This is a genomic window from Pseudoalteromonas sp. McH1-42 (genome assembly GCF_022347845.1).
Taxonomy (GTDB): domain Bacteria; phylum Pseudomonadota; class Gammaproteobacteria; order Enterobacterales; family Alteromonadaceae; genus Pseudoalteromonas; species Pseudoalteromonas rubra_D.
Window position 1 is genome coordinate 431490 of the sequence record NZ_JAKRFU010000001.1, and the last position, 24899, is coordinate 456388.

Annotated in this window: 20 protein-coding genes; 6 read left to right on the forward strand and 14 right to left on the reverse strand. The window is 47.7% G+C overall.

The window, feature by feature from the left end:
• Positions 1-125 precede the first annotated feature (125 nt).
• The 7 genes from MHN31_RS01575 to norR all read right to left on the reverse strand — a co-directional run bounded on the left by MHN31_RS01575 (position 126) and on the right by norR (position 9770).
• Positions 126-3449 (reverse strand): PAS domain-containing hybrid sensor histidine kinase/response regulator, encoded by a 3324-nt coding sequence (locus tag MHN31_RS01575; RefSeq protein WP_194868594.1) that lies wholly within the window; start codon positions 3447-3449, stop codon positions 126-128.
• A complete protein-coding gene (locus MHN31_RS01580) occupies positions 3446-4660 on the reverse strand; it encodes an ABC transporter substrate-binding protein (protein WP_275446706.1) in 1215 nt (404 codons plus the stop codon). Before MHN31_RS01580 ends, MHN31_RS01575 begins: the two co-directional genes overlap by 4 nt.
• An 83-nt stretch (positions 4661-4743) precedes the next feature.
• Positions 4744-6000: an adenylate/guanylate cyclase domain-containing protein gene (locus tag MHN31_RS01585; RefSeq protein ID WP_138539116.1), complete on the reverse strand. Its 1257-nt coding sequence runs from the start codon at positions 5998-6000 to the stop codon at positions 4744-4746.
• 42 nt (positions 6001-6042) lie between these two features.
• Positions 6043-6879: an ATP-grasp domain-containing protein gene (locus tag MHN31_RS01590; RefSeq protein ID WP_125557443.1), complete on the reverse strand. Its 837-nt coding sequence runs from the start codon at positions 6877-6879 to the stop codon at positions 6043-6045.
• A gap of 152 nt (positions 6880-7031) precedes the next feature.
• Complete coding sequence (gene bfr, locus MHN31_RS01595; RefSeq protein ID WP_010380639.1) at positions 7032-7517, reverse strand: bacterioferritin; 486 nt, start codon at positions 7515-7517, stop codon at positions 7032-7034.
• Between the two features lie 3 nt (positions 7518-7520).
• Entirely contained in the window at positions 7521-7991 is a 471-nt protein-coding gene (bfr, locus tag MHN31_RS01600; RefSeq protein WP_010380638.1) for a bacterioferritin, read from the reverse strand.
• A 198-nt stretch (positions 7992-8189) separates the two neighbouring features.
• Complete coding sequence (gene norR / locus MHN31_RS01605; protein ID WP_239443272.1) at positions 8190-9770, reverse strand: nitric oxide reductase transcriptional regulator NorR; 1581 nt, start codon at positions 9768-9770, stop codon at positions 8190-8192.
• A 168-nt stretch (positions 9771-9938) separates the two neighbouring features.
• Here norR and MHN31_RS01610 point away from each other — a divergent pair, with 168 nt between their 5' ends.
• From MHN31_RS01610 to MHN31_RS01630, 5 genes are all read left to right on the forward strand, one after another.
• Complete coding sequence (locus tag MHN31_RS01610; RefSeq protein ID WP_125557445.1) at positions 9939-10163, forward strand: hypothetical protein; 225 nt, start codon at positions 9939-9941, stop codon at positions 10161-10163.
• Positions 10163-11380: an NnrS family protein gene (locus MHN31_RS01615; RefSeq protein WP_239443273.1), complete on the forward strand. Its 1218-nt coding sequence runs from the start codon at positions 10163-10165 to the stop codon at positions 11378-11380. Before MHN31_RS01610 ends, MHN31_RS01615 begins: the two co-directional genes overlap by 1 nt.
• A gap of 60 nt (positions 11381-11440) precedes the next feature.
• Entirely contained in the window at positions 11441-12619 is a 1179-nt protein-coding gene (gene hmpA, locus MHN31_RS01620; protein ID WP_239443274.1) for an NO-inducible flavohemoprotein, read from the forward strand.
• Positions 12620-12715: 96 nt separating this feature from the next.
• A complete protein-coding gene (locus MHN31_RS01625; RefSeq protein ID WP_239443275.1) occupies positions 12716-13204 on the forward strand; it encodes a low molecular weight protein-tyrosine-phosphatase in 489 nt (162 codons plus the stop codon).
• Positions 13205-13450: 246 nt separating this feature from the next.
• Positions 13451-15043: a hypothetical protein gene (locus MHN31_RS01630; protein ID WP_239443276.1), complete on the forward strand. Its 1593-nt coding sequence runs from the start codon at positions 13451-13453 to the stop codon at positions 15041-15043.
• 53 nt (positions 15044-15096) lie between these two features.
• On the opposite strand, the gene MHN31_RS01635 is transcribed toward MHN31_RS01630, so the two are convergent.
• Positions 15097-16905 carry an ATP-binding protein gene (locus MHN31_RS01635; protein WP_239443277.1) on the reverse strand — a complete coding sequence of 603 codons (1809 nt, stop codon included), beginning with the start codon at positions 16903-16905 and terminating at the stop codon, positions 15097-15099.
• Between the two features lie 122 nt (positions 16906-17027).
• Here MHN31_RS01635 and MHN31_RS01640 point away from each other — a divergent pair, with 122 nt between their 5' ends.
• The gene (locus MHN31_RS01640) at positions 17028-17402 is read left to right on the forward strand and encodes a hypothetical protein (RefSeq protein WP_239443278.1); all 375 of its coding nucleotides are present in this window, start codon (positions 17028-17030) and stop codon (positions 17400-17402) included.
• Here MHN31_RS01640 and MHN31_RS01645 read toward each other — a convergent pair.
• The 6 genes from MHN31_RS01645 to MHN31_RS01670 all read right to left on the reverse strand — a co-directional run bounded on the left by MHN31_RS01645 (position 17340) and on the right by MHN31_RS01670 (position 24709).
• Positions 17340-18656, reverse strand: coding sequence for an ATP-binding protein (locus tag MHN31_RS01645; protein WP_239443279.1), 1317 nt, complete (start codon positions 18654-18656; stop codon positions 17340-17342). The genes MHN31_RS01640 and MHN31_RS01645 overlap by 63 nt on opposite strands.
• On the reverse strand, positions 18657-19994 hold the full coding sequence (locus tag MHN31_RS01650; protein ID WP_125557903.1) for a sigma-54 dependent transcriptional regulator: 1338 nt from the start codon (positions 19992-19994) through the stop codon (positions 18657-18659).
• Positions 19995-20191: 197 nt separating this feature from the next.
• A complete protein-coding gene (locus MHN31_RS01655) occupies positions 20192-21397 on the reverse strand; it encodes an FtsX-like permease family protein (RefSeq protein ID WP_125557461.1) in 1206 nt (401 codons plus the stop codon).
• Positions 21398-21408: 11 nt separating this feature from the next.
• Positions 21409-22722 carry an ABC transporter permease gene (locus MHN31_RS01660; RefSeq protein ID WP_239443280.1) on the reverse strand — a complete coding sequence of 438 codons (1314 nt, stop codon included), beginning with the start codon at positions 22720-22722 and terminating at the stop codon, positions 21409-21411.
• Position 22723: 1 nt separating this feature from the next.
• On the reverse strand, positions 22724-23437 hold the full coding sequence (locus MHN31_RS01665; RefSeq protein ID WP_125557465.1) for an ABC transporter ATP-binding protein: 714 nt from the start codon (positions 23435-23437) through the stop codon (positions 22724-22726).
• 15 nt (positions 23438-23452) lie between these two features.
• Entirely contained in the window at positions 23453-24709 is a 1257-nt protein-coding gene (locus MHN31_RS01670) for an HlyD family efflux transporter periplasmic adaptor subunit (RefSeq protein WP_125557467.1), read from the reverse strand.
• Between the last annotated feature and the right edge of the window lie 190 nt (positions 24710-24899).

Genomic DNA, 24899 nt, shown 5'->3' on the forward strand with positions numbered 1-24899 from the left:
CCGCACTCACCAGCTTAGTAACTTGCACTGACAGCCCAAAGTGTCTAAACCATCTACTTTTCATGCAGTTGTACACGGGTCAGGTCACCAAGCACAAACTAATTACGTATATTGCATGGCGCTTTTTATTCTTCTACTACTATGTGCTCATAGTCCAGATGCTTTTTCAGACAAGTCAGTAAAGCCTCTATTGATACAGGTTTACTTAAATAATCATTCATACCCGCTTCGAGGCACTTCTTCTCATCACCCACCATCGCATTGGCGGTGAGCGCCACTATCGTAATGTCCATGTTTGACTTACCCGCCTGCCCTTTGCGAATGGCTTTGGTGGCATGAAACCCATCCATTTCAGGCATCTGACAGTCCATCAGAACCAGCGAATACCCCTCTGAGTATTGATATTCTCTTAGATTACGCAGTGCCTCATTACCATCACTAACAACATCGACAGATTCAATGTCGAGCTTTTGCAACATACTTACCGTCACAATCTGATTAACCTGATTATCCTCTGCTAACAAGATTCGTGGCTTTGGTGCCCATTTTACCGGTGTTGTATCCTGATGCGGATCTTTCATGCTTTTTAGATAATGAGTCGTAACCAAAGGCTTGGCATTAGCGAGCGCCTCACCATCATCAGCAACCACTGATAGCGCATTAAACAGATCTTCGGTTGTTGCTGGCTTGGGAAAATACCCCGAAAAGCCCAAATCAGCAAAAAAGGACGCATCTCCCTGATGGCCTATCGAGGTCATCATAATAAGTTTGATCCCCTGGAAGCGTTTGTCTTCTTTGATGGTTTTACCCAATTGTGCACCATCCATATTAGGCATCTGCATATCCAGTAATGCAATATCAAACATTCGACGCTCACCATCATGATGGCGCTTTTCACACTCGGCTAACGCAGCAATCCCGGAGGAAGATTCAAATACCTGAGCCCCCCAATGCCTGAGCTGTTGACCTAAAACAGTTCGGTTGGTCTGATTATCGTCAACGACCAGTAGCTCAAGTTGAGACATATCCAGGTCTGGAAGCACCTGTTTTGACTGAGCACTTTTCTCCAGCAGCACAGTAAAGGTAAACGTACTCCCTTCACCTTCAATACTTCGAACCGAGACATCACCGCCCATCAGCTGGCAAAGCTTTCTGACAATTGCCAGGCCCAGCCCCGTTCCACCGTACTTTCTCGTCGTAGACGAATCAACCTGAGAAAATGAATCGAACAAGGCAGCACTTTTTGCTTTGGGGATCCCTATGCCAGTATCCGTAATGGCACAGTCCAGGCGCAGCACATTATCATCCTGCTCCGTCAGTTTCCCCTGAATGATGACTTCACCTTGCTCAGTGAATTTTATGGCATTACCAACCAGATTAGCGAGGATCTGGCGGATCCGGCTCGGATCGCCTTTAGCCATACTTTCTTCGATGTCTAGCGTGTCCAGAACCAGTTCAAGCCCTTTACACTGGGCCTGTAACGCAGCGGCTTCGGCAAAGTCTTCAAACATACCCCGCAAATCAAAGTCGAGCATTTCCAGCTCAAGTTTACCCGCATCCACTTTAGAAAAATCGAGTATGTCGTTAATCAGGTTAAGCAGCGAGTTAGCACTGCTCATAGCCAGTTTAACTCTGTGTGTTTGTTGCTCGTCGAGCTCATTACTGAGCAGTAAATTGAGCATACCCAACACCCCATTCATTGGAGTGCGGATCTCATGGCTCATAGAGGCAAGAAACTCGCTTTTTGCCCGACTAGCCTGCTCTGCCTGACTCTTAGCCTCGGCGAGCGCCCTTTCCTGTGCAATTTCCTCAGAAATATCCTGAATAATCCCCACATAAGCCACCAGCTCTTCCTGATCGTTGCTCACCGGAGCAATGTGCAAATTGTTCCAAAATGGCTTACCCAGTTTAGTGTAATTAAGAATAACGGTGCGGTGTGCTTTGCGCTCTTTAATCGCCTCTACCATATTGGCAACCACTTCAGGCGCCGTTTCTTCACCTTGCAAAAACTTGCAGTTAGTTCCCAGTACTTCCTCACCATAGCCGGTAATGGAGGTAAACGCGCTGTTGATGAAGGTCAGTGGCAGACCCGGTACTTTGGCATCTGAAATAATAATGCCCACATCGCAAGACTCTATGGCATAAGCAAGCAGATCATTGTGCTCTTTTGCCTGACTTAATGCCTCCTGATACATTTTTTGATCTGTGATGTCAGTCAAAGAACCTGACATACGAATGGCTTTTCCGGAGTCATTTCTCAGTGCCAGCCCTTTCGAGCGAAAATAACGGTAATCGTTCTGTTTGGTCCGCAAACGAAACTCAACATCAAAGCCGCCATTGCCATTCAAATGCTCCTGCAAAGCAGAGAATGTCGTGCTTCTGTCTTTTGGGTGTAAATGCTGCTCAAGTACTTCAAAACGATCGGGAAAACCAGTGTGGTCTGATGCGCTGTAACCCAATAACTCCCTGTAGCGCGGTGAATAAAATACATCGCCACTTTCAATGTCCCAGTCCCAGATCCCATCGTGACTACCTTCAATCGCTAACTTAAAGCGCTCTTCACTTTTCTTGATCATTTGCTCTGACGTCTGAAGTCGCTTAAACGGATTAAGTAGCAATTGACGACCAAAAAAGAGTAAAAGCAAAAATGACAGGGACAAACCAATAAAAATGGCCTGACCCAGCTCAACAATAAAATCAAAGACGCTATCATCTATGGTGGACTGACTGATCATCAGACTGACATGAATGTCTGTGCCCTGTATTTGAGCATTGTGCAGCTCAACGTACTCAGCATCGGGTGCCGCATTGCTGTAGCCAACCCATTGCCCAGACAACTCTACTGCCAGCGCCTGATTACTCAGATCCAGCGCAAGAAGATTGGCCAGATCTGTATCAAACTCAGCAACCAGCACCCCCTCCGTGAAACCGTTATATTCAATGGGCACAGCAATCACAAAACTAAATAATTGCTCATTGCGATGCAAAATCACGGCGTGAGACAGCCGGCCATCAAGTAACTGCTCCAGCCATTCACGCTCTTCTTTCTCTGCGGTTAACACCTGACTACTACGATACACAGGCTCGCCAAGGACATTGTATAAAGAGATAGGCTCCTTTTTACCCAGGATACGGTACTCAGCCAGAAAGTCAGACAAAGAAGCCCGAGAGATGTCTGACCCCATAACGCCATTGGCAAGGATAGGATATTGCGCCAGATCTTTAAGGAGTACCAGGCGGGTACGTAAAAACTGTCCCAGATTACTAACCCCTAACCGTGCTTCGGTCTGACGGACCTCAGTTTGCACCTGCCTAATGGCGGTATCAGCATGGTTACTGAGCATAACCAGACTTAAAGACACAGACAAAACCAGACTGCACAACAAAAATGCATAGAATGCTTTGTCGGAGCTCATTTTAAATAGCGACTTCACGGCATTGTTATTCATTGGTTGTTTAGCACCTTGATACTACCATCAGCGTTATAGCTAGCCATACAGATATCATCGAGACCCAGAGCTTCATGTGCGTCGGGCTGTGACTTTGTCCAGCGAGAAAAAGGCTGCTTGTATACTTTAATCAAACCCTGAACTGGCTTTTTCAAATCCTCCAGTGCATCACGCAACGCCGCTCTATCTTTTTTAACGTCACCGCTTAAGGCAATTTGGTCAAGCGCACTGAGCATCACCCGACCTAAATCATAGCCATGAATGAACCCGGCGGGTGACTGAATAAACTGGCCATTAATCACTTTATCAGGATATGAAGCCACTAACTGCTGCCAGACCTTAGCGGCAAACTCAGAATGTGGTTTTTGCTGGAAAGAGAAACAGCTTTGTAAGAAATGTAAGTCGGTCCCTGCGCGCAACTCATCAGCGACCTGCGTAAAAAAGTTACCGCCTGTTATACCCCAGTGGCTGATAATGGCTGGGCGCTGTGTTTGTGGTATTTGCGCAACGGCTTTAACCAACTGTTTGCCTTCCAGTGCGTTACCCACAAATATGACACAATCGTGACCTGCAGCGACAATCTCTCGCAACATGATCTTGGTGGCATTCATTTTCATATTCCAGTTAAACCAGGTCACGGGGGCTTCCGATTGCCCCAATGTGCGGGTTATTGTCTGATAATTTGACTTCCCCCAGGGCGTACGCTCCAGCAACATATGCGATGAGCGACACTGCTTTTGCTTAGCAAACTCTACCAGCCTCACTCCGGCTTTGATGTCGTCAATCGACAATCTAAACACCCAGTTGTTGTCGTGCGGATAACGGGTTACCGGCCCGCCTGCAGCCCAGGGGACCAACAGCAAAATACCCTGCTGATTAATGAATTCACGATGCTTTATATAGGGAGGTGAATGTAAGCCGCCAAGGACCAGTAATGCACTGTCATCCTGCAAAAAGCGCCTCATAGTCAGCAGACTACGATTACTATTACCCCGGTGGTCTTTTTCGAGTAACTGCAGCTTAAACCCCTGAACCTCAAAATCACGCTCCCTGAGCGCGCTATTAAAGCCCATCTTCATGGCCTCTGCCGACGCGCTATGGCTGCTATAGTCAGAATCATGGTAAATACGTAGCACTGGCCGTTCCGCCGCGTAAACAAACGTACTGGCAGACAAAATGCAAAGTAGAATAGCTAACAGTATCCGTTCCATATAAATTAGCGCGTTAAGTAACTGATTATTTAAAGTTAGACTATTTCAAAAAGATTGCTTAGTGCAACACCTTATCAATCTTTTTAGTCGGGATAATGATAAACCTCTATCGGCTGGCTGCGCCCACTGAGCTCCACCTTAGCAACCCGTTTGAGTTGCGTAAGCTGCGACTGCAGCACACTTTGCTCACTAATAAGCAGTGGATGCTTCAGTTCTTTAGTTTTGCTCTCAATGCGTGCAGCGACATTAACGGTATCGCCAATCACAGTATAATCCATACAACTGCTACTCCCGACATTACCCGCTATCGCAACGCCACTGTGTATACCAATCCCAATCTTAATGGCAGGCAACCCTTCTGTAATAAACTCCTGATTTAGCAGCTCCAGTGCCTGAAGCATTTCCCTGGCGGCCTCAATGGCATTTTTGGCATTGTTCTCTTCTTCTTGGGGTGTACCGAACACGGCCATAATCGCGTCACCAATGAATTTATCTATCATACCTCTGTGGATGAAAATCACGCTGCTCATTCGGGAAAAATAACGATTTAGCAACTGCGTTATCACTTCTGGGTCGTGCTGCTCGCAAAGCCGGGTAAAGCCCCGAATATCCGCCATCAATACTGTGACATTACGCTTCTCTCCGCCGGGTTCAATGTCTATATCACCACGCTCAACGGCTTTAACCAGCTGCTCAGGCAGATAGCGCAGGAGCCGCTCACGATGGCGTAATTTAGTATAGGTTCCGGTGATGTAACTAGACAGAGACCAGGCAAGAAATCCGGAGCAGATCATGATTACTTGTTCATGGATCTCAATCGCTCTGGCGGTGTGACTGTGCTCTAACACCAGTGTGCCAGTCACGACACAACACAAAGTAGAGTAATAGATAATCAGCTTACCCTGGCGAAACGCACTCATAATATTGAACAAAAGTAGCGCACTCACCAGCATTAGTTCGAATTCAGTCTGGTGCAGGTCCTGCAAAAAGTGCTTAAAAACGTCTAACGACTCAACCTCCAGAGAAACGACGAGAATGATCGCGTAATCAAACAGAATAGACACATATTTTAGCCAGGGTTTATATCCTTCAGAACTGGCCCAGCGCACGACCAGTGCACACCAGCCAATCACCACCGCGATAGTGAGCAAGTCGACCACAACCAGCGTTGTGTCCCAGCCAATACTGTATAAACCAATCACCAGCTCTGTAACAAACAAAGCAATCAGTCCGTAAAAGCGCAGTTTGTTCACATGGAGTTCCATCTCCATTTCGCGTCTTTGATAACAATCGGTCAGCAGTTTGTCAAAACTGCTGTCTATGTCCTTTAACCATTTCATCAATCAGCTCGGCACGTTGACAGGATTACCAACAGTTTAGCCTTAAGCGATGCGATTATTTAGCTTAAGCAGCATGTTTTTGTACATGCTGGCGACCGCCGAGGGACCAAGCTCTGGATTATCTATAATCAAGTGATTGAATTTAGGGGAGGAGTTCAGCTCAATTAGATAAAATTGGTCATCCTGGCCGAGAATAATATCAAAGCCAACGAATCCGATATTTGCCAATTCAAACACCGGCTTAACAAACTCAAACAAGGCAGTGATCAAGGCCTCGTCTTGCTCAAGCGTAGCCACTTCATTCTTTTCCCAGTAGCGCACATTAAACGTCTGTGCCATCCCTCTTTTATATGCCAGTAAAGGTTCACCAAAACCGCAAACCAGACGATATTCAGCCTTGTTCTCAACATATGCCTGCGCCAACGCAAGATAATCATAGTGTTTTGACTGGCCGTTAAATATCTCAGTAAAGGCGGCAATAAGCGATGTTTGATCGTGGCACAAATGGACATTTATCCCCAGCGCACCACTGTTACTTTTCACCACCACGGGGTAACCAAACTGGCGCTCGACGGCCACAACAATCTCATCCATGGTTTGATATTGCAGATAGTGCTTGTACTCATCCGGTACATTTGGATCGAGAAATGAAAGAGTGTCAGGCATAGCGACAACTTGATTAAAGGCCTGATATGAGTGCATTTTATCCCTGCATATACCATAGATGGATTCGGAGTTAAACGGGGTTTTATTTAGTTCAAAGTACTCGACGCCGTGGTTAAAGTATACCCGTACCAGGTTTTGTTCCTGGTCGATGCATTCATATCTTAACCCCAGCTGTTTACATGCCTCAATCAGGCAGGCGACCTGTCTCTCCAATTTACTTCTCCGTTTCGGGGCACTATGCCACCTGTTGTCATGGCGGCAAGTATCCCTGCGAATACGTCGTTTGGCAAGTCCAAGACTGAGTTTAAAATCGGCATGAAAAAAGGAGGCAAAGCCTCCTTATAGATAGCATTGTTGCCTTATGCTCAGGTAGGATCCCCACCTGACATCTGGCTCTGAATATAATTAGGTAAGCCGATTAGTTTAATCAGGCCAATATGTTGTTCCAGCCAGTAAATATGATCCATTTCCGTGTCATCAAGCAGTGCTTCGAGCATCTCGCGCGACACATAATCCTGCTCTTCTTCACACACCGCAATCACCTTTTTCAGGTGATCTTTAACTGTAATCTCTGCGGCCAGATCGTTTTCCAGCATTTCCTGTACATTTTCACCGACTTTGATCGGTGCTCTTGAAGCAGTATCAGGCGTGCCTTCAAGGAATAAAATGCGTTCAGTAATACGTTTTGCATGATCCAACTCTTCTTCGTACTCATGCGCCAGCTTGTGGTGCAACCTGGACAGCCCCCAGTCTTCGTACATTTTAGAATGAGCCAAATACTGGTCCATTGACGACAACTCCAGGGTCAGCTGCTTATTGAGTAAATCAATTACTTTTTGAGAACCTTGCATGTCTTACTCCTCAATTTGCGATTGCAGATAGTTTTCTATGCCGCAGTTTTTGATGAGGAACTGCTGGGTTTCCAGCCAATCGACATAGTCTTCCTCATATTCCAGGATATCTTCGAGCAGCTCGCGACTGACATAGTCCTGCTCTTTTTCACACAACTCAATGGCACTGCGTAACACCGGAAGTTGCTCCATTTCAAACGCCATATCACAACTGAGCATTTCTTCGGTATGCTCACCAATACGGAGTTTTTCCAGGTGTTGAAGGTTTGGCAGGCCCTCCAGGAACAAGATCCGCTCGATTAAATCATCGGCCTGCTTCATGTCTTTGATGGATTTTTTATAGGCTTTCTCATTGAGCTCTTCAATGCCCCAGTTTTTCCACATGCGTGCGTGCAAAAAGTACTGGTTAATAGATGTCAGCTCGAGTGTTAAAACCTGATTTAGTGCTGCTATTACTTGCTTGCTACCCTGCATAGGGCCCCCTCAATAAGGAATAGTTAGACGCCTTATAAAACTAGAACAAAATCACAACTTAGCAAGACCGATTAAAACTAATAAATTACTTAATATATTCTTTTAAAATAAACAACTTATAAACTTAGTAAGAACAATTTTCATTGCGAATAACAGTCCTTATTTCGTTACTTCATTTTTAAAAACACCCGTAGATGATTAATTCAGCTTTTTGACTGTTTCTATTCCCAGACGTTTTGCCAGACGCACCAGGTTTGTCCGATCAACCGACAGCTCACGCGCCGTTGCAGCCCAGTTGAGTGCATTAGCCTGTAAACGAGCCTTGATCAGGCTCTTCTGAAACGCTTCTGTGGCTGCCTTGAGCGTTTGTGCTGAGGAGAGTTGCACAGATGCAACACCCTTATCCTGATCAACTGCTAACGCATTCGTGCCATTGTCACGCCACTGAACACTATGCATGACATCAACCTCGACAATATCCTCCTCGCGGGCAAGATGCTTTGCCTTCAGCGCAGCACGGCTGAGGACATGTTCCAGCTCACGTACATTGCCAGGCCAGTCATGTTCTCTTAGTTGCTTAAGAAAGCGCGCAGAGAGCACCAACTGGCGGACACCCAGTTTTTTGCGCAGTTGCTCAATAAAAAACCCCGCCAGGGGCTCGATGTCCTGCGCTCTGCTTCTAAGAGGCGGAACCTGCAACGGATAGACGCTAAGGCGATGATATAAATCGGCCCGAAAGCGGCCTTCCTCGACTTCCTGACGCAAGTCCCGGTTGGTTGCAGCAACGATCCGCACATCAACATACTGGGGCTTGTCCGTGCCAACGGGTTGAATCTCGCCGCTTTGCAGTGCCCGCAGCAATTTACTTTGCATACTCAGAGGCAGCTCTCCTATTTCATCGAGAAATAAAGTGCCGCCATGAGCAACCAGAAATTTACCTTCGCGATGTCTGTCAGCACCGGTAAACGACCCTTTGCGGTGACCAAAAAATTCGCTCTCGGCCAGATTTTCACTTAAAGAGGCGCAGTTAACCTGGACAAAAGGACCCTGACAGCGCGATGAGTGCTCATGAATACGCCGTGCCACCAGCTCTTTGCCTGTGCCAGTTTCTCCCTGGATCAACACACTCAATTCAGAATTAGCGACCAAATCAATATCCTGCTTGAGCCTTTGCATCACCTCACTCTCTCCTACCATAGTAAAGCGCTGATGGCTTATCTCTCTGAGCATCGCCATACCAAGTCGGGCCCGCTCAGAGAGGGTTGCCAGGTTCAGCGCCGTTGCAAAATGCGCCGCAACCAGCGACTGCAACATCGCTAACATAGGCAATGCCACCTCTTTAAAAGCACTGGGGGTAAGACTATCAAAGGTGATCATACCAAGTAGCTGTTCATCCTGATAAAGCGAAAAGCCCATACAAGCATGTACTGGCAAAACCCCGGTGGTGGCCAGTAAAAGTCCGTCATAAGGATCTGGTAAGTCACAACCTGCAGCAAAAACCTTGGGCTGTGTCGCGCTGGCTATGGCGGCCAATCTGGGGTGGTCATTGATCACAAAACGCCTCCCCATCGCCTCAGGCGCAAGCCCCGAGCATGCAAGCGGAAAAGCAATCCCCTGCTCGCAGCGTAATACTGCGATGGCATCGGCTGTGACCACACTCTGTACCGCGCGTACCAAAGCGTGGCTAAACACGCTGACATCTCCCTCATTCAGGCGGGGAAGTTGCTGTGCCAACTCGGTACTGATACCGAGCAAATGCGATAACGTTCTCTGATCCAAGTCAAAATGACCTATTAAAGTTTTATAGACCCACACAGTGTAGGTCATTATGACCCATCAAGGCAAATGATAAATCAACAACTTATTGTTTTAATTGAAAATTAAATCTGGCACGCTTCATGCCCTTTATATAACCAGTTTGACTCACTCTGCTATGTAAAGGTACCTATGAAACATTATCGCCAAACACTTCCCTATGCCAACCAGTGCCTGATGCTCAGCCTGACTGGTTTTTTACTTGCAGTACTTGCCAGCTATGCCTTCGACCACTACTTGTCTTTGTCGGCACAAATTACGGCTCACGTCAGTACAATTGTCTTCGCAACCCTGCTTAAAATCAGCTATGTGATACGCTGTTTGTGCCAGTACAACCTTGGACTGGAGGTGCGCTAATGACCCTGCTTAACCTCGAAGAACCAATGTCAGACTCTGCAAAATGGTACCAGCTTCAGCATACTCCGTTGCTTATGCTGGCATTTAGACCGCTGTTTTTACTTGGCAGCCTGTGGGCTTGTATCGCTATGCTGCTTTGGTTTGCCATACTAACTGGCAATCTTAGCTGGTCTAATTCCTTCCCTGCTACGCTTTGGCACGCGCACGAAATGCTGTTTGGTTTTGCCAGCGCCATTGCAATCGGCTTTTTATTTACAGCAGCGAAGAACTGGACAGGCGTCAGTACACTGAACGGCTGGCCTTTGCTGGGGCTTTGCATAATATGGATCAGCGCCAGAATTGTCGCATTCAGCGCTGATCAGCCACTACTGTGGCTGCTCATCTTACAAGGTGCATTCTGGCTGATTGCCATCTGCCATTTTAGTTGGGTAGTGCTTCAGGTACATAACAACAAAAATTACCTGTTTGTGCCTGTACTGGCATTGCTGGCAACACTGAACCTGGTGTTTATTGTGATGCTCAGTCAGCACGCTTTTGAACTGGCGGGCCTGCTTAGTCAAATGGCTGTGTTAGGTTTTACATTGCTGATCAGCATACTGGGTGGTCGCGTCGTGCCATTTTTTATCTCTCGCGGTTTGGGATTACCGCAACAGCAGCGCACACCAAAGCTCGATAAGCTACTCATGCTCGTGTCACTGACTGGTCTTGGCGGTTTTTTTGCTCACCATTTTCTACAGCTCACTGTTGTACCTGGTTATCTGCTTATCCTGGCTGGACTGTTACACCTCATTCGCGCTGTCATGTGGTTTCAGTACCGCATATTCACGGTGCCCCTACTCTGGTCCCTGTATCTGGCTTATCTGATGATGGCTGCAGGCCTGGTTGGGTTCGGCGCAGCCTACTTTAGCAGTGTCTGGCAAGCCAAAGATGCCCTTCATCTGATCACTGTGGGCGGTATGGGCATGATGATCCTGGCAATGATGTCTCGGGTAGCACTGGGCCATACGGCCCGCCCTTTAACACCGCATCCTCTGATCTCAGTGGCGTTCCTTCTTATTGCACTCAGTGCACTGATCCGAAGCCTGCTTGGCGAACACATAGGCCCACATATGGCCTGGCAACTGAGTGCTCTGATTTGGTCTGCCGGTTTTGCGCTGTTTGTCTTTATCTATGGCCCCATGCTGATGCGCAAGCGCGCAGATGGACGTCGTGGTTAATTTTCTCATTTTTATGTATCTATACCACTTCACTGCAAAGTGATTTCATTAGGAGTTTTTATGCTTTCTCAACGAACAATTACCCTGGTTAAACAGTCAATTCCCTTACTGGCTAACGCTGGTGTTGAGGTTACAGAACACTTTTATCAGCGTATGTTCGCTCACAACCCTGAGTTGCTCGATATTTTTAACCTCAGCAACCAACGTTCAGGCAAACAACAGTTTGCGCTTTTCAATGCCCTGGCCGCCTATGCAACCTACCTGGATCAACCTGAGGTCCTGACTGAAGCTATTGCCCGGATCAACCATAAACATGCCAGTCTCAGCATACAACCACATCACTATCCCATTGTTGGAGAGCATTTGCTCGCCACTTTACGTGAAATGTTTCCGCACCAATTTACAAAAGAGATAGAACAAGCATGGGCTGAAGCCTATTCATTCCTGGCCGATTTGTTCATTACTCAGGAAGAAAGTATTTATCGACAAGCTGAACAGCTCAATGGTGGCTGGCGAGGCACACGTCGTTTCTACATCAGCAAAATTGTCAGCGAATCTGAACTGGTGAAGAGTTTTTATCTAAAGCCCCTTAATGCGCAACCCGTAATGCCCTACCAGGCAGGACAATTCCTTGCCATTCAATGTCGTATCCCGGGAGAAAGCCATCAGCAGATCCGTCAGTACTCTTTATCTCATACCTCCAATTCGCAGTTTTACCGCATTTCCGTCAAACGGGACAATCTGGTTTCAGGCTATTTACATCGTTTGCGTGAAGGTGATGAACTTGACGTTATGCCGCCTGCGGGGGATTTCGTACTCAGGCAAACACGTGCACCTAAGGTATTAATCAGCGCAGGGGTTGGTATTACGCCCATGATGTCAATGTTACATACGCTGGTAGACCAGGCATTTAATCTGCCCCTGTACTTCCTTCATGCGTGCCGCAACCCGGCACAACAGAGTTTTCACACTGAACTGACCAGCGCGGCTCAATCACTGCCGATGCTCACCGTCCATACCTGGTTGGAAGAAAATCAGAACGACCTTGTCTGTACAAACAATCATGCAGGGCGTATGCGCCTTGCGCCGCTGAGTAGCTCACTGCCCCTTGAACATGGAGAGTTTTATCTGTGTGGCCCAACGCCTTTCATGGCTGACATCAAACAACAGCTGATTACGCTGGGCGTTGATAACTCACGGATTTTGTACGAAGTATTTGGCCCACATGAGAGCCTGTGATTGATCCAGGTATTGCCATAAAAGTCTGATATGATGAGGGGTACTTTGGGCTGCTTTGATAGGGCAGCCCTGGATTAACCGTAAAAGGACCCTTCTATGAGTGATTTCCTTCATAATAATAAGCCGGCCAGAGTATTAGTCGTCTGTATGGGTAATATCTGCCGCTCTCCCACGATGGAAGCGGTATTAAAACACACAGCAATGCAACAGGGACTCAATCTTGAGGTCGATTCTGCGGGTACCATTGCTTATCACCAGGGTAACCCACCTGACAGGCGCAGTGCAGCAGCCGCGCATAAGCGTGGCTATAACCTGTCATCAATCAGGGCCAGACAAGTTCAGCCACAAGACTTTGAGTATTTTGATTTGATCCTGTGCGCCGATGAGCAAAACTTGGCCGATCTGCACGCTAAATGCCCCGGGCAATACCAGCACAAACTGGCGTTGTTTTTACGCTACGGTGAGCAGCCTCATGACGAAGTGCCCGACCCCTATTATGGTGGCGGAGACGGATTTGAACTGGTGCTCGATTTGGTTGAACAAGCCAGTGATAATATTATCACCAAGTTAAGCAAGCTCGGTTAAACAAGCACACGTATTTACCCCATCAGCAAAGTGCACCGCCCGGTGGCTTTGCTGCCAATCAACGCGCAATTTCTTTCCCATCCGCATTGACTTAAATCAATGATTAATTTGATTATATTATTTCTCATCGTAAGTTTGTGGCACATCAAACAGAGCGCTGAATCAAGACGAAATCACTCCACAAAATACCCCTTTTGAGTACACTGAATACAACTCTTAGCGTTAACTCATTAAAAGGAAATCGCCATGAAATTTACACTTTCAGCATTAACGTTTGGCATTTTATCAGGCTTGTCTTTTTCCCACCCTTCTATGGCCCAGAACACCGGCATTGAAGCTGCACCTTTACCCTACACAGACATAGCCCACAGCGCAGAGACACAAAATTATGACTATTCAGATAACCAACCATGGAGCCAGATGCCACCTGCGGCATTGCGCCCGGTCCAGGTTCCTTTGTTTGTGTCTATCGGCTTTGATGACAATGGCTCTAAGGAAGGGATGGACTGGATAACCGGCTATACCCGTCACCTGCAAAATGCACCGGGCAGTAATAATGCCGCCACCTATGATGGGGCGCCAGTTCGCTTTAGCTTTTTTAACACCGCGGCCTACATTCACTCTTCTGCCAATGATCCTGTGGGTATAAAACGCGCCTGGCGTAATGCCTGGCTGGATGGCCACGAGATTGGCAACCATACCTGGAGTCATCATGATGGCGGGCCAGATACGGGGAACTTTTCAGAACAAATGTGGGAAGAAGAAATCCTCGTGACACGAACCTGGCTTAATAAACCTTTTGATCCCAATGAGCAGGATGACGCACCAAACGACAACGCTGGCCCCGGGATCCCCATCAGCGATATGACCGGGTTCAGAACGCCATACCTTAATCACAATAACGCCTTGTTTACTGCACTAAAAGCTAACCAGTTTGTCTATGATACCAGCATAGAAGAAGGTTGGGGGCAGCATTATAATGGCACCAATAACCCCTGGCCCTACACGCTGGATCAAGGTACACCCACCCAGCGTGTAGGCAAACCCGATGTTGGCCACTTCGCCGGGCTCTGGCAACTGCCATCCAATGTCTTTGAAAAACCACAGGGCGGTAAGATGGTCGGCTTTGATACCAATATGTGGGTCGGTGGCGCCATGAGCAAACAAGAGGTGCTGGCTATACTTAAACATAACTTGCACTTGCGCCTGCAGGGCAACCGGGCGCCATTAATGTTTGGTGCCCACGCCGACATTTATGCATCAGCCTATGACAATGGTGATCGCGCCACGCTATTTCGTGAACGCCAGGAAGCGATCGAGGAGTTTATTCAGTACGCCTTGAGCCTGAAAGTAAACGGCCAACCTGTTGTGCGGATTGTACCATTTAAAGACATTGTTGAGTGGATGCGACACCCCGCGCCACTCAATGATGGTAAGGTGGTAACAGTACAAAGCGTGGGCGCCAGCCCAACATACAGCGCAGGCACCATTTACTACAAGGGCGACCAGGTTTACCACAACGGACAATATTTCGAAGCTAAATGGTACGCCAGCAGCGCACCTGGCACGCAGGAGCCTGACTATGATCCCTGGAAACTGATCACACGCGCACAAGCAACTAAAGTTAAACACTTAGGTGAAGTGTCACCGCACGGAGACACCTATGGCGACGTTCTCATCGCACCAAACGAAGGAAAGACCTTCTACTTTACGCCGGCAACCGGTGCGCACATCAGCAAAGTCATCATCAACGGAGTTGATATTGGCCCTGTCAGTGAGTATACCTTCCGCGCATTGAGTGCCAATCAGACACTTCGCGTAGAATTTGCTGCAAATTAATCTCTAACCATTCGATTAACAAAATGAGTCGCTGTCCGACAGCGGCTCTGTTTTCAGACACAATTGGTAAGAATGGTATCAGTCAGTTCCGATTGAGATATGGGTTTGGCCACAACGGCGTCAAAGCCCAAATCCGCATAGTGTGAAATATCGCTATCAAACACGTTGGCGGTTACCGCTATCACAGGCACGATTGGCCACTGATTTCTGATGACCTGAAATGCCTCTATGCCGCCCATCACTGGCATCTGAATGTCCATCAGAACCAAACGGACTTCTGAATTCATTTTATCTATTGCATCCTGACCATTACTTGCCACGGCCGTTTTGGCACCCTGGCTCACCAGCATTTTCTGAAGGATAATTTGATTCACCGCATTATCTTCAACAATCAGCACCGATAAGCCCTGCAACAAGCCTTCTCCATTTACATTCTGGCCATGATTACCGCTCACATCTTCCTGAGCATCAACCAGTTGCAGTGGCAAAGAGACTTTGATACTGGTACCTACCCCAGTCTGGCTGGTAATGTCAATTTTTCCCTCCATGGCATCGACCAGAGACTTAACGATTGCCAGGCCCAGTCCAGTCCCCCCGTTAAGCCGGGTAGGTGATGCATCACCTTGTTCAAATTGCTCGAAGAGTTTAGTGATCTCGCTCTTGCTCATACCAATCCCGGTATCACGGATCACAATATCAACCCACTCTGAGTTTGCCTCTGCGACCACAGACAGAGAGATACGGCCCTGCACAGTAAACTTAACCGCATTACTGAGCAAGTTTATCAGCACCTGCTTAAGACGCAGTTCATCACCCACTCTTAGTGTTTGCGCTACATCAAACTTGTACTCAAAACGCAGTTTTTTCTGCTCACATTCGTGACGAAATATATGCTCCACAGCTCTGGTGACTTTGTTCAGTTCAAATTCACCGATATCCAGTTGCAACTTGCCCGCTTCCATCTGAGTGAAATCAAGAATGTCATTTACCAGGGTCGAGAGCATTTCACTGCACATCGTCGCCGTATCCAGCAAAGAGCTACTTTCAGCTGAAAGTTTTTCTTTACGCAACAGCTGAAGGGCTCCATACAAACCGTTGATTGGCGTTCTGAACTCGTGCGACATGTTCGCCAATAGCTGCGACTTGGCTTTATTTGCCAATGTCAGCTCTTCCGAAGTCGCCTTTAACTGCGCTATCGAGCCGTTAAGTGAGCTAAGCAAAGCTTCCATCGTTGCGTCAGCTTGTTTGTTGTGCCGGTATAAATAAGCAATGAAAACCAAAAATAGCAAGGTCAATACAATTAAGGAGGAGAGTAAAATGCTGGTTTTCACTTCGTTTTGTTTTACCAATTCAGTCTCACTAAGCGCCCTGGTTTTATCCAGAGCAGCAAAAACGGTTGCCTGATATTGCGATTTGAGTGCGAAGTAAGTTTCATCCAGCAGTATTTTTTGAGCCTGCTGCTGCATACCGGCACGGCTTAAAGCAAAAGCCTGAGTCTCAATTTCTATCAGTTGTGTGTTTATCTGCACGGTCTTCGCTATCGCGTCAGCAATCGCCGGATCTAACGCCTTGGCTTCTAACAAGGTTTTATCGAGTGTGTTAGCGATATTGAGATAGCGCTGTGACCATTTTTCATCCCCGGTAAAGGTGTACATCCGCGATGACATGGTCAGGACTTCATCATAGTAGATGATTTCACTGGTTATTTTTTTGATTGAATCGATATGTGAATTCAGGTCATTGCGTTCATTTAAACTGGAGATCACAAACGGCACTATGGCTGCCAGTGCCACAAACACAACAGCTAACAATAACAGTAGCTTGATTCTGAGCTGCTTTACCTGTTTGAGCTTATCAACCATAATCTGTCAAAACATCATTCATACTCTACTTATTTGAGTATGTGCATTTTTCAATCTAGTTCAAGCAGGCCGATACGATTGCTGCCACACTTTAATATGAATTTCCCCCAATAGAGGTCCACATGACACGTTTAAAATCCATTTCGGGCCTGTGGTTCCTGAGTATATTCTTTGTCGGTAGTTGTATGTTTGCCCCACAAGAAACGCAATATTACGACCCGAAATGCAAAATGATGTTGCAAAAGAAAACACTGACCAGCACACAAATGCACGCCGTCAACCAGTGCCGGGGCGATGCTTGCGCTCTGGTTTTAGCTGGTTTCGGCTTAGTCAGTGCAGCCAGTCTAGTGGTATCTGGTACGATAGTTATTGCCGCTAACACAATCTCCTGGCTGGAAAAGGTAAAGGGCTGCCCGGACCGCCCAGACCCCCAATCAGATAGTGGTGAGCGGCAGACGGATCTCAACACACAGCCCGCCCTGAGCGCGGTTTCTTAACTGGATGTGGCCGTGGTGTGCTTCCACGATTTCGCGACATAATGCCAGGCCTAAACCTGTGCCACTTGATTTAGTAGAGTAAAATGGAATTAAGGCATTGGCCATAATATGCTCTGTCATTCCCTGCCCGGAATCAACAACACGGATCTGAACATGCTGGGTCGAAAAGCCTACCTCAATCCCGACCGCATCCGGGGCACCGCCAGACTCATGGGCATTCTTGAGTAAATTAATCAGTAGCTGTTCCAATTGAGCCGCATCAGCACGCAGCTGCCGGCTCTGAGGCAGAGTGTCCGTTTGCGTATAACTAAATTGCCAATGGGCTTGCAATTGTGCCAGCAGCTCAGGCAATTCGACAGGGGCCAGTCTCGGGGTAGGAAGTTTGGCAAATTTTCCATACCCTTGCACGAATTCGGTCAGATGACGGATCCGCTCATCTATGGTCGAGAAAACCCGTTCAAGCCGTGTATCCTGCAACTTATTGGCCAGTATTTTACCACTGTGAAGCATCGAAGAAATTGGCCCCAGCGAGTTATTTAACTCGTGACTAATAATGCGGATCACCTTCTTCCACACCGCAACTTCCTGACGATTCAACTCGCGAGTAAGCTGCTTAAAGATATACAGCCGATGAAACTGATTATTGAGTAATAGCTCACCATTTGACAAATGCCAGGTCTGCTTGTCGTCTTCATTACGCTGTAATTCAAACAATCCATCCGCCGCTTCCGACAAAGCATGATACAAAGCCGGGTTTGCTTGCTGAGCGAGCTCTTCCAGCTTCATACCCTCAAGGTTATGCTCGCAATTAAGCAGCGCCTTTGCACTGTGATTTGAAAACACCACAATGCCCTTATCATCCGTCAGCAACAATACCTGAGGTGCGCTATGCAGCACTTTATCCAGCATTAACTCGCGTTGATAAATCCACTGTTTTTCATCCCTGAGTTGCGCAGCCGATTCATTATATAACTGGCACAACCTGCCCAATTCATCGTCATTCTGATAAGCCAGTAAAGTTGAAAAGTCGCTGTCTTTAAAGTTCAGTAAACCACTTTCCAGTGCCTGCAAACCAGCAAATAGCTTGCGGGTTAGCAGTCGAAGTATGGTGAGCCCCAGCAAAATTGCTGTCAGTAAAGCCGCTATCCAGGTTTGCCATGCCACCAAGCTCAACAAGGGTAAACTAACGACTGTCAGGGTCAGAGCCAACGCCAGATAAAGTTTATGCGCGATAGAGAGTCCAGGCATCTTCATTTAATAATCGATACCATGTTTTTGCAGCCGCCGATACAAGGCCTGCCGACTCATGCCAAAATGGCGCGCCACTTTCGCTATCACCCCTTGAAATTGCCGCATCGCCGCCTCAAGCTCAGCTTTTCCGGGCTCTTGCTTACCCGGTTCAGATGTCTGGGCAGGCGAGCTTACCTGTTGCAAGCCGAAGTCACTGACTTCCAATACCCCCTGCGGGTTAAGCACAGCGGCACGCTTACAGGCGTTTTCCAGCTCCCTGACATTACCAGGCCAGTCATAACTCAACAGCGCGCTTTCTGCACTCAGGCTCAGTTCACGATCAGGTAAAAAATGTGCGATAAGCGGTAATATATCGTCACTACGAGACTTCAGCGGAGGCAAATTCAGCTCAATCACATTGAGCCGATAATATAAATCCTGGCGAAATCGGCCACTTTGGATGTCAGCCAGCAAATCAGCATTTGTGGCCGAGATAACCCTGACATTCACGCGACGGGTTTCAACTGAACCCAACCGTTCAAACTCCCCTGTCTGAAGCACTCTAAGCAACTTCATCTGACCCGACAGCGGTAAATTACCAATTTCATCCAAGAACAAAGTACCGCCATCGGCGGCTTCAAAGCGCCCGATACGTTGTTTATTTGCGCCGGTATATGCGCCCGCTTCTGCGCCAAACAGTTCAGCCTCTATAAGCTCTTGTGGCAAAGCCCCGGCATTTACTTTGATAAATGGCGCCGTTTTTAGCGCTGAGTTGGCCTGAATAATCTCCGCCACTTTTTCTTTGCCACTACCATTATCTCCAGTGATCAAGACCGCCACATCAGATCTCGCAACTTGCACCGCCATATCCACAACACGTTGCATTGCGCCACTGCGAAAAATTAGGCCACGCAGATCGGCATCAGCATTAAGCGCTTCACGCTGTTGCGCAATACGCTCATGCTGCTCATTTTTCTCCTTTGCCCTACCCAAAGCAATCAGATTGGCAACCGACGTAAGGAGCTTCTGATCGTCCCAGGGTTTGGCCAGATAATCTGCAGCGCCAGCTTTAACGAGCTCAATGGCCATTTCCAGCTCAGTCCAGGCAGTGATCAGGATCACCGGTAAATGCGGGTTGATAGCCCGTAACTCCTGAAACAAAGCTTTGCCTTCCTCTCCGGACGTTGTGTCGGCAGTAAAGTTCATATCCTGGATCACCAAAGCAATACGCTGGTATCGCACTATCTGAAGCGCTTCAAAGGGGGTTAAGGCCGTTTCGACCTGATAGTCATGGAGTTCCAGCAGCAGTGAAAGTGCATCTAACACAGCCTGATTATCATCGACGACGAGTATCTTATTCATCATTATTATTGTGCTCGCATAGTATCCGTAGAGTCTGTCATTTCCATTATTATGACTCCTTGTTCCCAGTGTATCATGCTCCGCTTTAATATCAGCAAGTAATCATGGGACAAGTAACCATCTGACTTATCATCTATTCAGGCTCCGACAATAAATATCTTATCGCCGACAGCCTGATTTAAATCATATGACCTTAATCAAACACTCCGTGTCGCAATGCTTGGAGAAATATTCGCCGCACGCAGTGCAGGCATCAGCACCGACAGCAAGCTCATCACTAATAGTAAGCTTGCCGTTACGACAATAAATGAGTAACCCAGCGCCGGTACGGAATACCACTGCATTAACTTTTGTCCAAGAAGTACTGCCGCAGCACTTCCCAGCATGAGCCCCACGGTACATATCAGCGCATTCTCTACGACAAAATAGCGCACAATCGCTGACTTTCTGGCGCCCAGCGCTCGACGTGTGCCAATCTGCTTGGTTCTTTTGCTGATATTAAAGGTCGACAAGCCGAAAATACCTAACGCGGTGACTACCACCAGCACAACAATCAGCGTCATCAACATGCGCATCATCAATACATCCTTGGCATCGTAACGTGCTTTTTTCTGATCTAATCCTGTGATATCACTCACCACTCGGTCACGGTGACTGGACAACATCAATTCTTCAATCTGACGCATTACCTGAGCGCGCGCTCCCGGCGCGGTTCTAACCAAGTACTTTTGGAAATTCCCCACTCGGATCATAGGAATAATCGCCGCTTTCTCACCAAAGCTACTTTTAGGCCACTGATTAGCCATGGTTTCGACAATACCAATTATGCTTAGTGGATCGGCGCCCCAATAGATAGTTTCACCCAGTCCCTTACCCGCTCCAAATAGCTCATCAGACAGCGCGCGACTGACAATGACGACGGAAGGACGGGCATCGCTTTCATCAATCACGACAACATCAGCCTCGTTAAAATCACGTCCCTCTGAGACAGATAAACCTAGTGTATTAAGGATGTGCTCGTCGCCTGTGACATAACCCATAGTAGACCTTTTACTCTCTTGTGGTTCGGGTTTGAGCTGCAAGCCACCTGAGCTACCACTGCCCGACAAGGGGACTGAGCTAATAGCAACGGCATCGATAACACCGGTGATACCACGCAAGCTTTGCTCATCCAGCTCCACCTGTTGCAGCAGGTCTAATTGCTTGTCAAAATTCAGTGAATTGAACTTAAAAATGTCGTCTTCCGGATAACCCGTCTCTTTATTGAGATAGGTCATCCTGTCCTGAATAATGGATACCGCGTTACTAACAATCGCCAGTGTGATTGCAAGCTGAAGGATTAACAGCACAGCCCCCAGTTTAGAACGCATCAGCGCGTTAATGGTCGGTTTTAATTCAAACATGTGACACTCCTTTATTGCACTTTCAGATGGGTAGCAGGTGTAGTTCGACACACAAGCCAGGCCGGATAAAGCCCCGCCACAATGCAGGCCGAAATCGCGATTGCGGGTGCACTGAGCAACATCACCCAATCCATATTGGCCAGGCCTTCGTAATAGTTATAGGTCTGACGAACTCCCAGCAAGCCCAACTGTGCAAACAATACCCCCAGCGTGCCACCAAGCAGACCTAGCAAGCCAACTTCTACCAGATGTTGATAAAATACCTGTCGCTTACTGGCGCCCAGCGCTCGTCTGACACCCACGTCAGCGGCTCGGCGCATAAACTTGGCCAATAACAATCCCAAAATATTAGCCACACACACGGCGAGAAACATAAAGCTTAATCCGACCAGAATTTTATTGTCTTCGCTGATAACATCGTTGTAGTTCATCCAGGCGTTAACGTCCTGCAATGAATACGCCAGCGTATCACGATTAAAACGACCCTGGTTTTGTTGCTGTTGCATATAGGCCATCAGCATGTCACCAAAAGCCTGACGTTGCTGCGGTGTGTCTAACTGCACCCAAAACTGGATCCACAGCATTTCTGAGTTCATTTTGTCATTAAAGTCCCGGGTTTCTTCAAATTTCCAGCCATTGGTATTACCCCAGGTATCAACGTCATAGGCCTTCACATGACTGAAGGGGACGAACAGTCGCTCTGCCTTACCAAAGCTGCCATTGTTCAGATCATAGAATTTAATGGTTGGTCGCCATTTTTGTATCACGCCCACGATTTCCTGGCGACGCTCACCAAGAAACAGCGATTCCCCCACAACGTCTGTCTTACCAAATAACTGTTGCGCCATTTCCTCATCTATGACGACCACAGGTGCTGCATCACGTGATTGTGCTTCTGTCCAGGCTCCACCATGAATGAAGGTCAAGTCAAACATGCTAAAGAAGTCGCGCCCGGTTACGCGTGCATTTTCAATAAAGGGCTTACTCCTTGGTGTATTAAGGTGAACGGAAAACCCGGCGCGGATCATCGCCGCGCGCGCAAACTCTCCAGGCAACGCCTGAAGATTAATGGCATCCGGGTAAGTTAACTGATAAGGAATGTCGTCATCTGTTAGCCAAGTTTCACCGTCATCCATCGTTTGTAATTGCACCGCAAATAAACGATCGCTCTTATGTGGGATCGGATCCATAGACATCATGTGATATACGGACAAAGTCGTCATCGTCACGCCAATGCCAATTGCGATGGCTAAGATCATCAAGAAGGTCACCATGGGTGTTTGGCGCAAACTGCGCCAGGCCAGATCAATATAATGGACAAACATATTAACCTCCTGCTGCTATCGCCGCTTCAGATGAACGGCCCTGATATAGGGTAAAGTCTGTCACCCGGCCATCTACAATTTGAATATTGCGCGGTGCCCGGCGTGCCAGTTCAGGATCATGGGTTACCATCACAATGGTTGCACCCTCGCGGTTGATTTGCTCCAGTAACTCCATTACCTGACGTGCCATCAGACTATCGAGATTACCGGTCGGTTCATCCGCTAACAAAAAGCGCGGTCGTCCGGCCAACGCTCTGGCAATCGCAACACGTTGTTGTTGGCCCCCGGATAATTGCTGAGGTAAGTGTTTAGCGCGCCCTGCCAGGCCTACCAGCTCAAGACACTCCTCTACCCGACGTTTACGTTCTGCCGATTTAATACCACGGTATCGCAAAGGAACTTCAACATTTTCGTACAGGTTTAGATCTGGAATAAGGTTAAAGCCCTGGAAAATAAAGCCAATTTTCTGGTTTCGCAAATCGGCTCTGGCGTTATCATTGAGCTTGCCAATATCGACGCCGTCCAGACAATACTGCCCGCCACTAAAAGGCTCCAGCATGCCCGCAATATTTAAAAAAGTGGTTTTGCCTGAGCCGGAAGGGCCGGTCACAGCCACGAACTCTCCTTCAGCCACATGCAGATTAAAATCCCGAAGTGCATGAGTCTGTACCATGTCAGTTTGATAAACTTTACTGATCGCTTTCATATCTAGCATTGTTGTTATCCTTTTTTATCTCAGTTGCACTAAAGGTGCTTGTTCAAATTGTTCGTAATTAGACACTATGATTTGATCGCCAGGTTTCAGGCCATCCAATATTTCCACTTCATTGACACTGGATGCCCCAGTGCGCACATCCAGACGCGTGGCCACTTCACCTTCAATGCGGTAAACGACATGTCCCCCTGCATTCATAAATGAACCCCGGCGCACTTTCATTACATCTTCTTTGTGATCCAACAGGATGCGAGCGGACAAACGTTGGTTCTGCCGGATCCCGCCAATATCGCTTTGATCAAAACGTACTCTGGTCGTCACTTCCCGATTGCTGACCTCAGGAGAAATCGCAGAGAGCTTACCATACACTTCGCTGGCACCAACCTGCAGTACCACACTCATGCCAAGACCGAGCTCATTAGCATAACTTTCAGGCACTTGCAGTTGCGCTTCATAGGCAGACAAATCAACTAAGGTCATCAGCGCCTGCTGGGCTGAGACGGCTGCCTTGGTCTGTACCAATAAATTACCGACTAATCCACTCACCGGTGCATTGATATCCAGCGCATTTACCTTACGCTGAAGTTCCTCCACAACCAGCTGCTGTCGTTCAACCAGATTACTCGCCGCAGCCAGCTCAAACGCCAGAGTATCTTTACCCAGCGCAACTTCCTGCTGGGCATGACGGAAATTCAGTCTGGCACGCGCTAGTTCGTCTACCGCTTCTTCAAGATCAATTTGGCTGATCAGGTTTTTCTTAATGGAAAGCTGAGCCCGGCGATTTTCACGTTCAGCGGCATCCAGTGTCACTTTAGCCAGTTCCAGACTGCGATTGAGTGCCAACGTTTCACGTCTGACCTCCAATTGCTCCCGTGCCAGACCATCGCTTAAACGCGCCAGCTCAGCCTGCTGTTGTTTTAGCTCATTAGTCAGTGCCGGACTGACGACCCTGGCAATGACGTCACCAGCAGCCACGGTATCACCCGCTTTTACCAGCAAATCAACAAAGCCTTCTTCCGGGCTATAAACTTGAGGTGCATTCGCAGCAACAATTCTGCCACTGGCCAAAATATCGCGTACAAAATCCCCTCGCGACACCGTTGCGACCTGCAAAGCACTGAGTTCAAATGAGCGACCTGCTGTATCAGCCATTGAGATGGCACGAGCAGTGGCGCCTAAAGCACCAATCAGTACAATCGCACCGACTGCCTTTTTCCAGCTCACTCTTGCGGGTTTCACCACTAAATCCTGTTGACTGGTGTCTTTAATCATGGGTACTCCTTAGTCTTATTCACTTCGCTACTGCCAGGTTCGGCTTCCAACATTGCTCAATGGCAAGGCCATTATCCTGTGCATGTCGAAGTGTCCTGTCATCGGTTTAGTAAAATAAATACCAGAGTCATGCCAACTTTTAACTTATTGTTTTTAAATGACTTGGTGAGTTTTATACATGAAGAAAAGT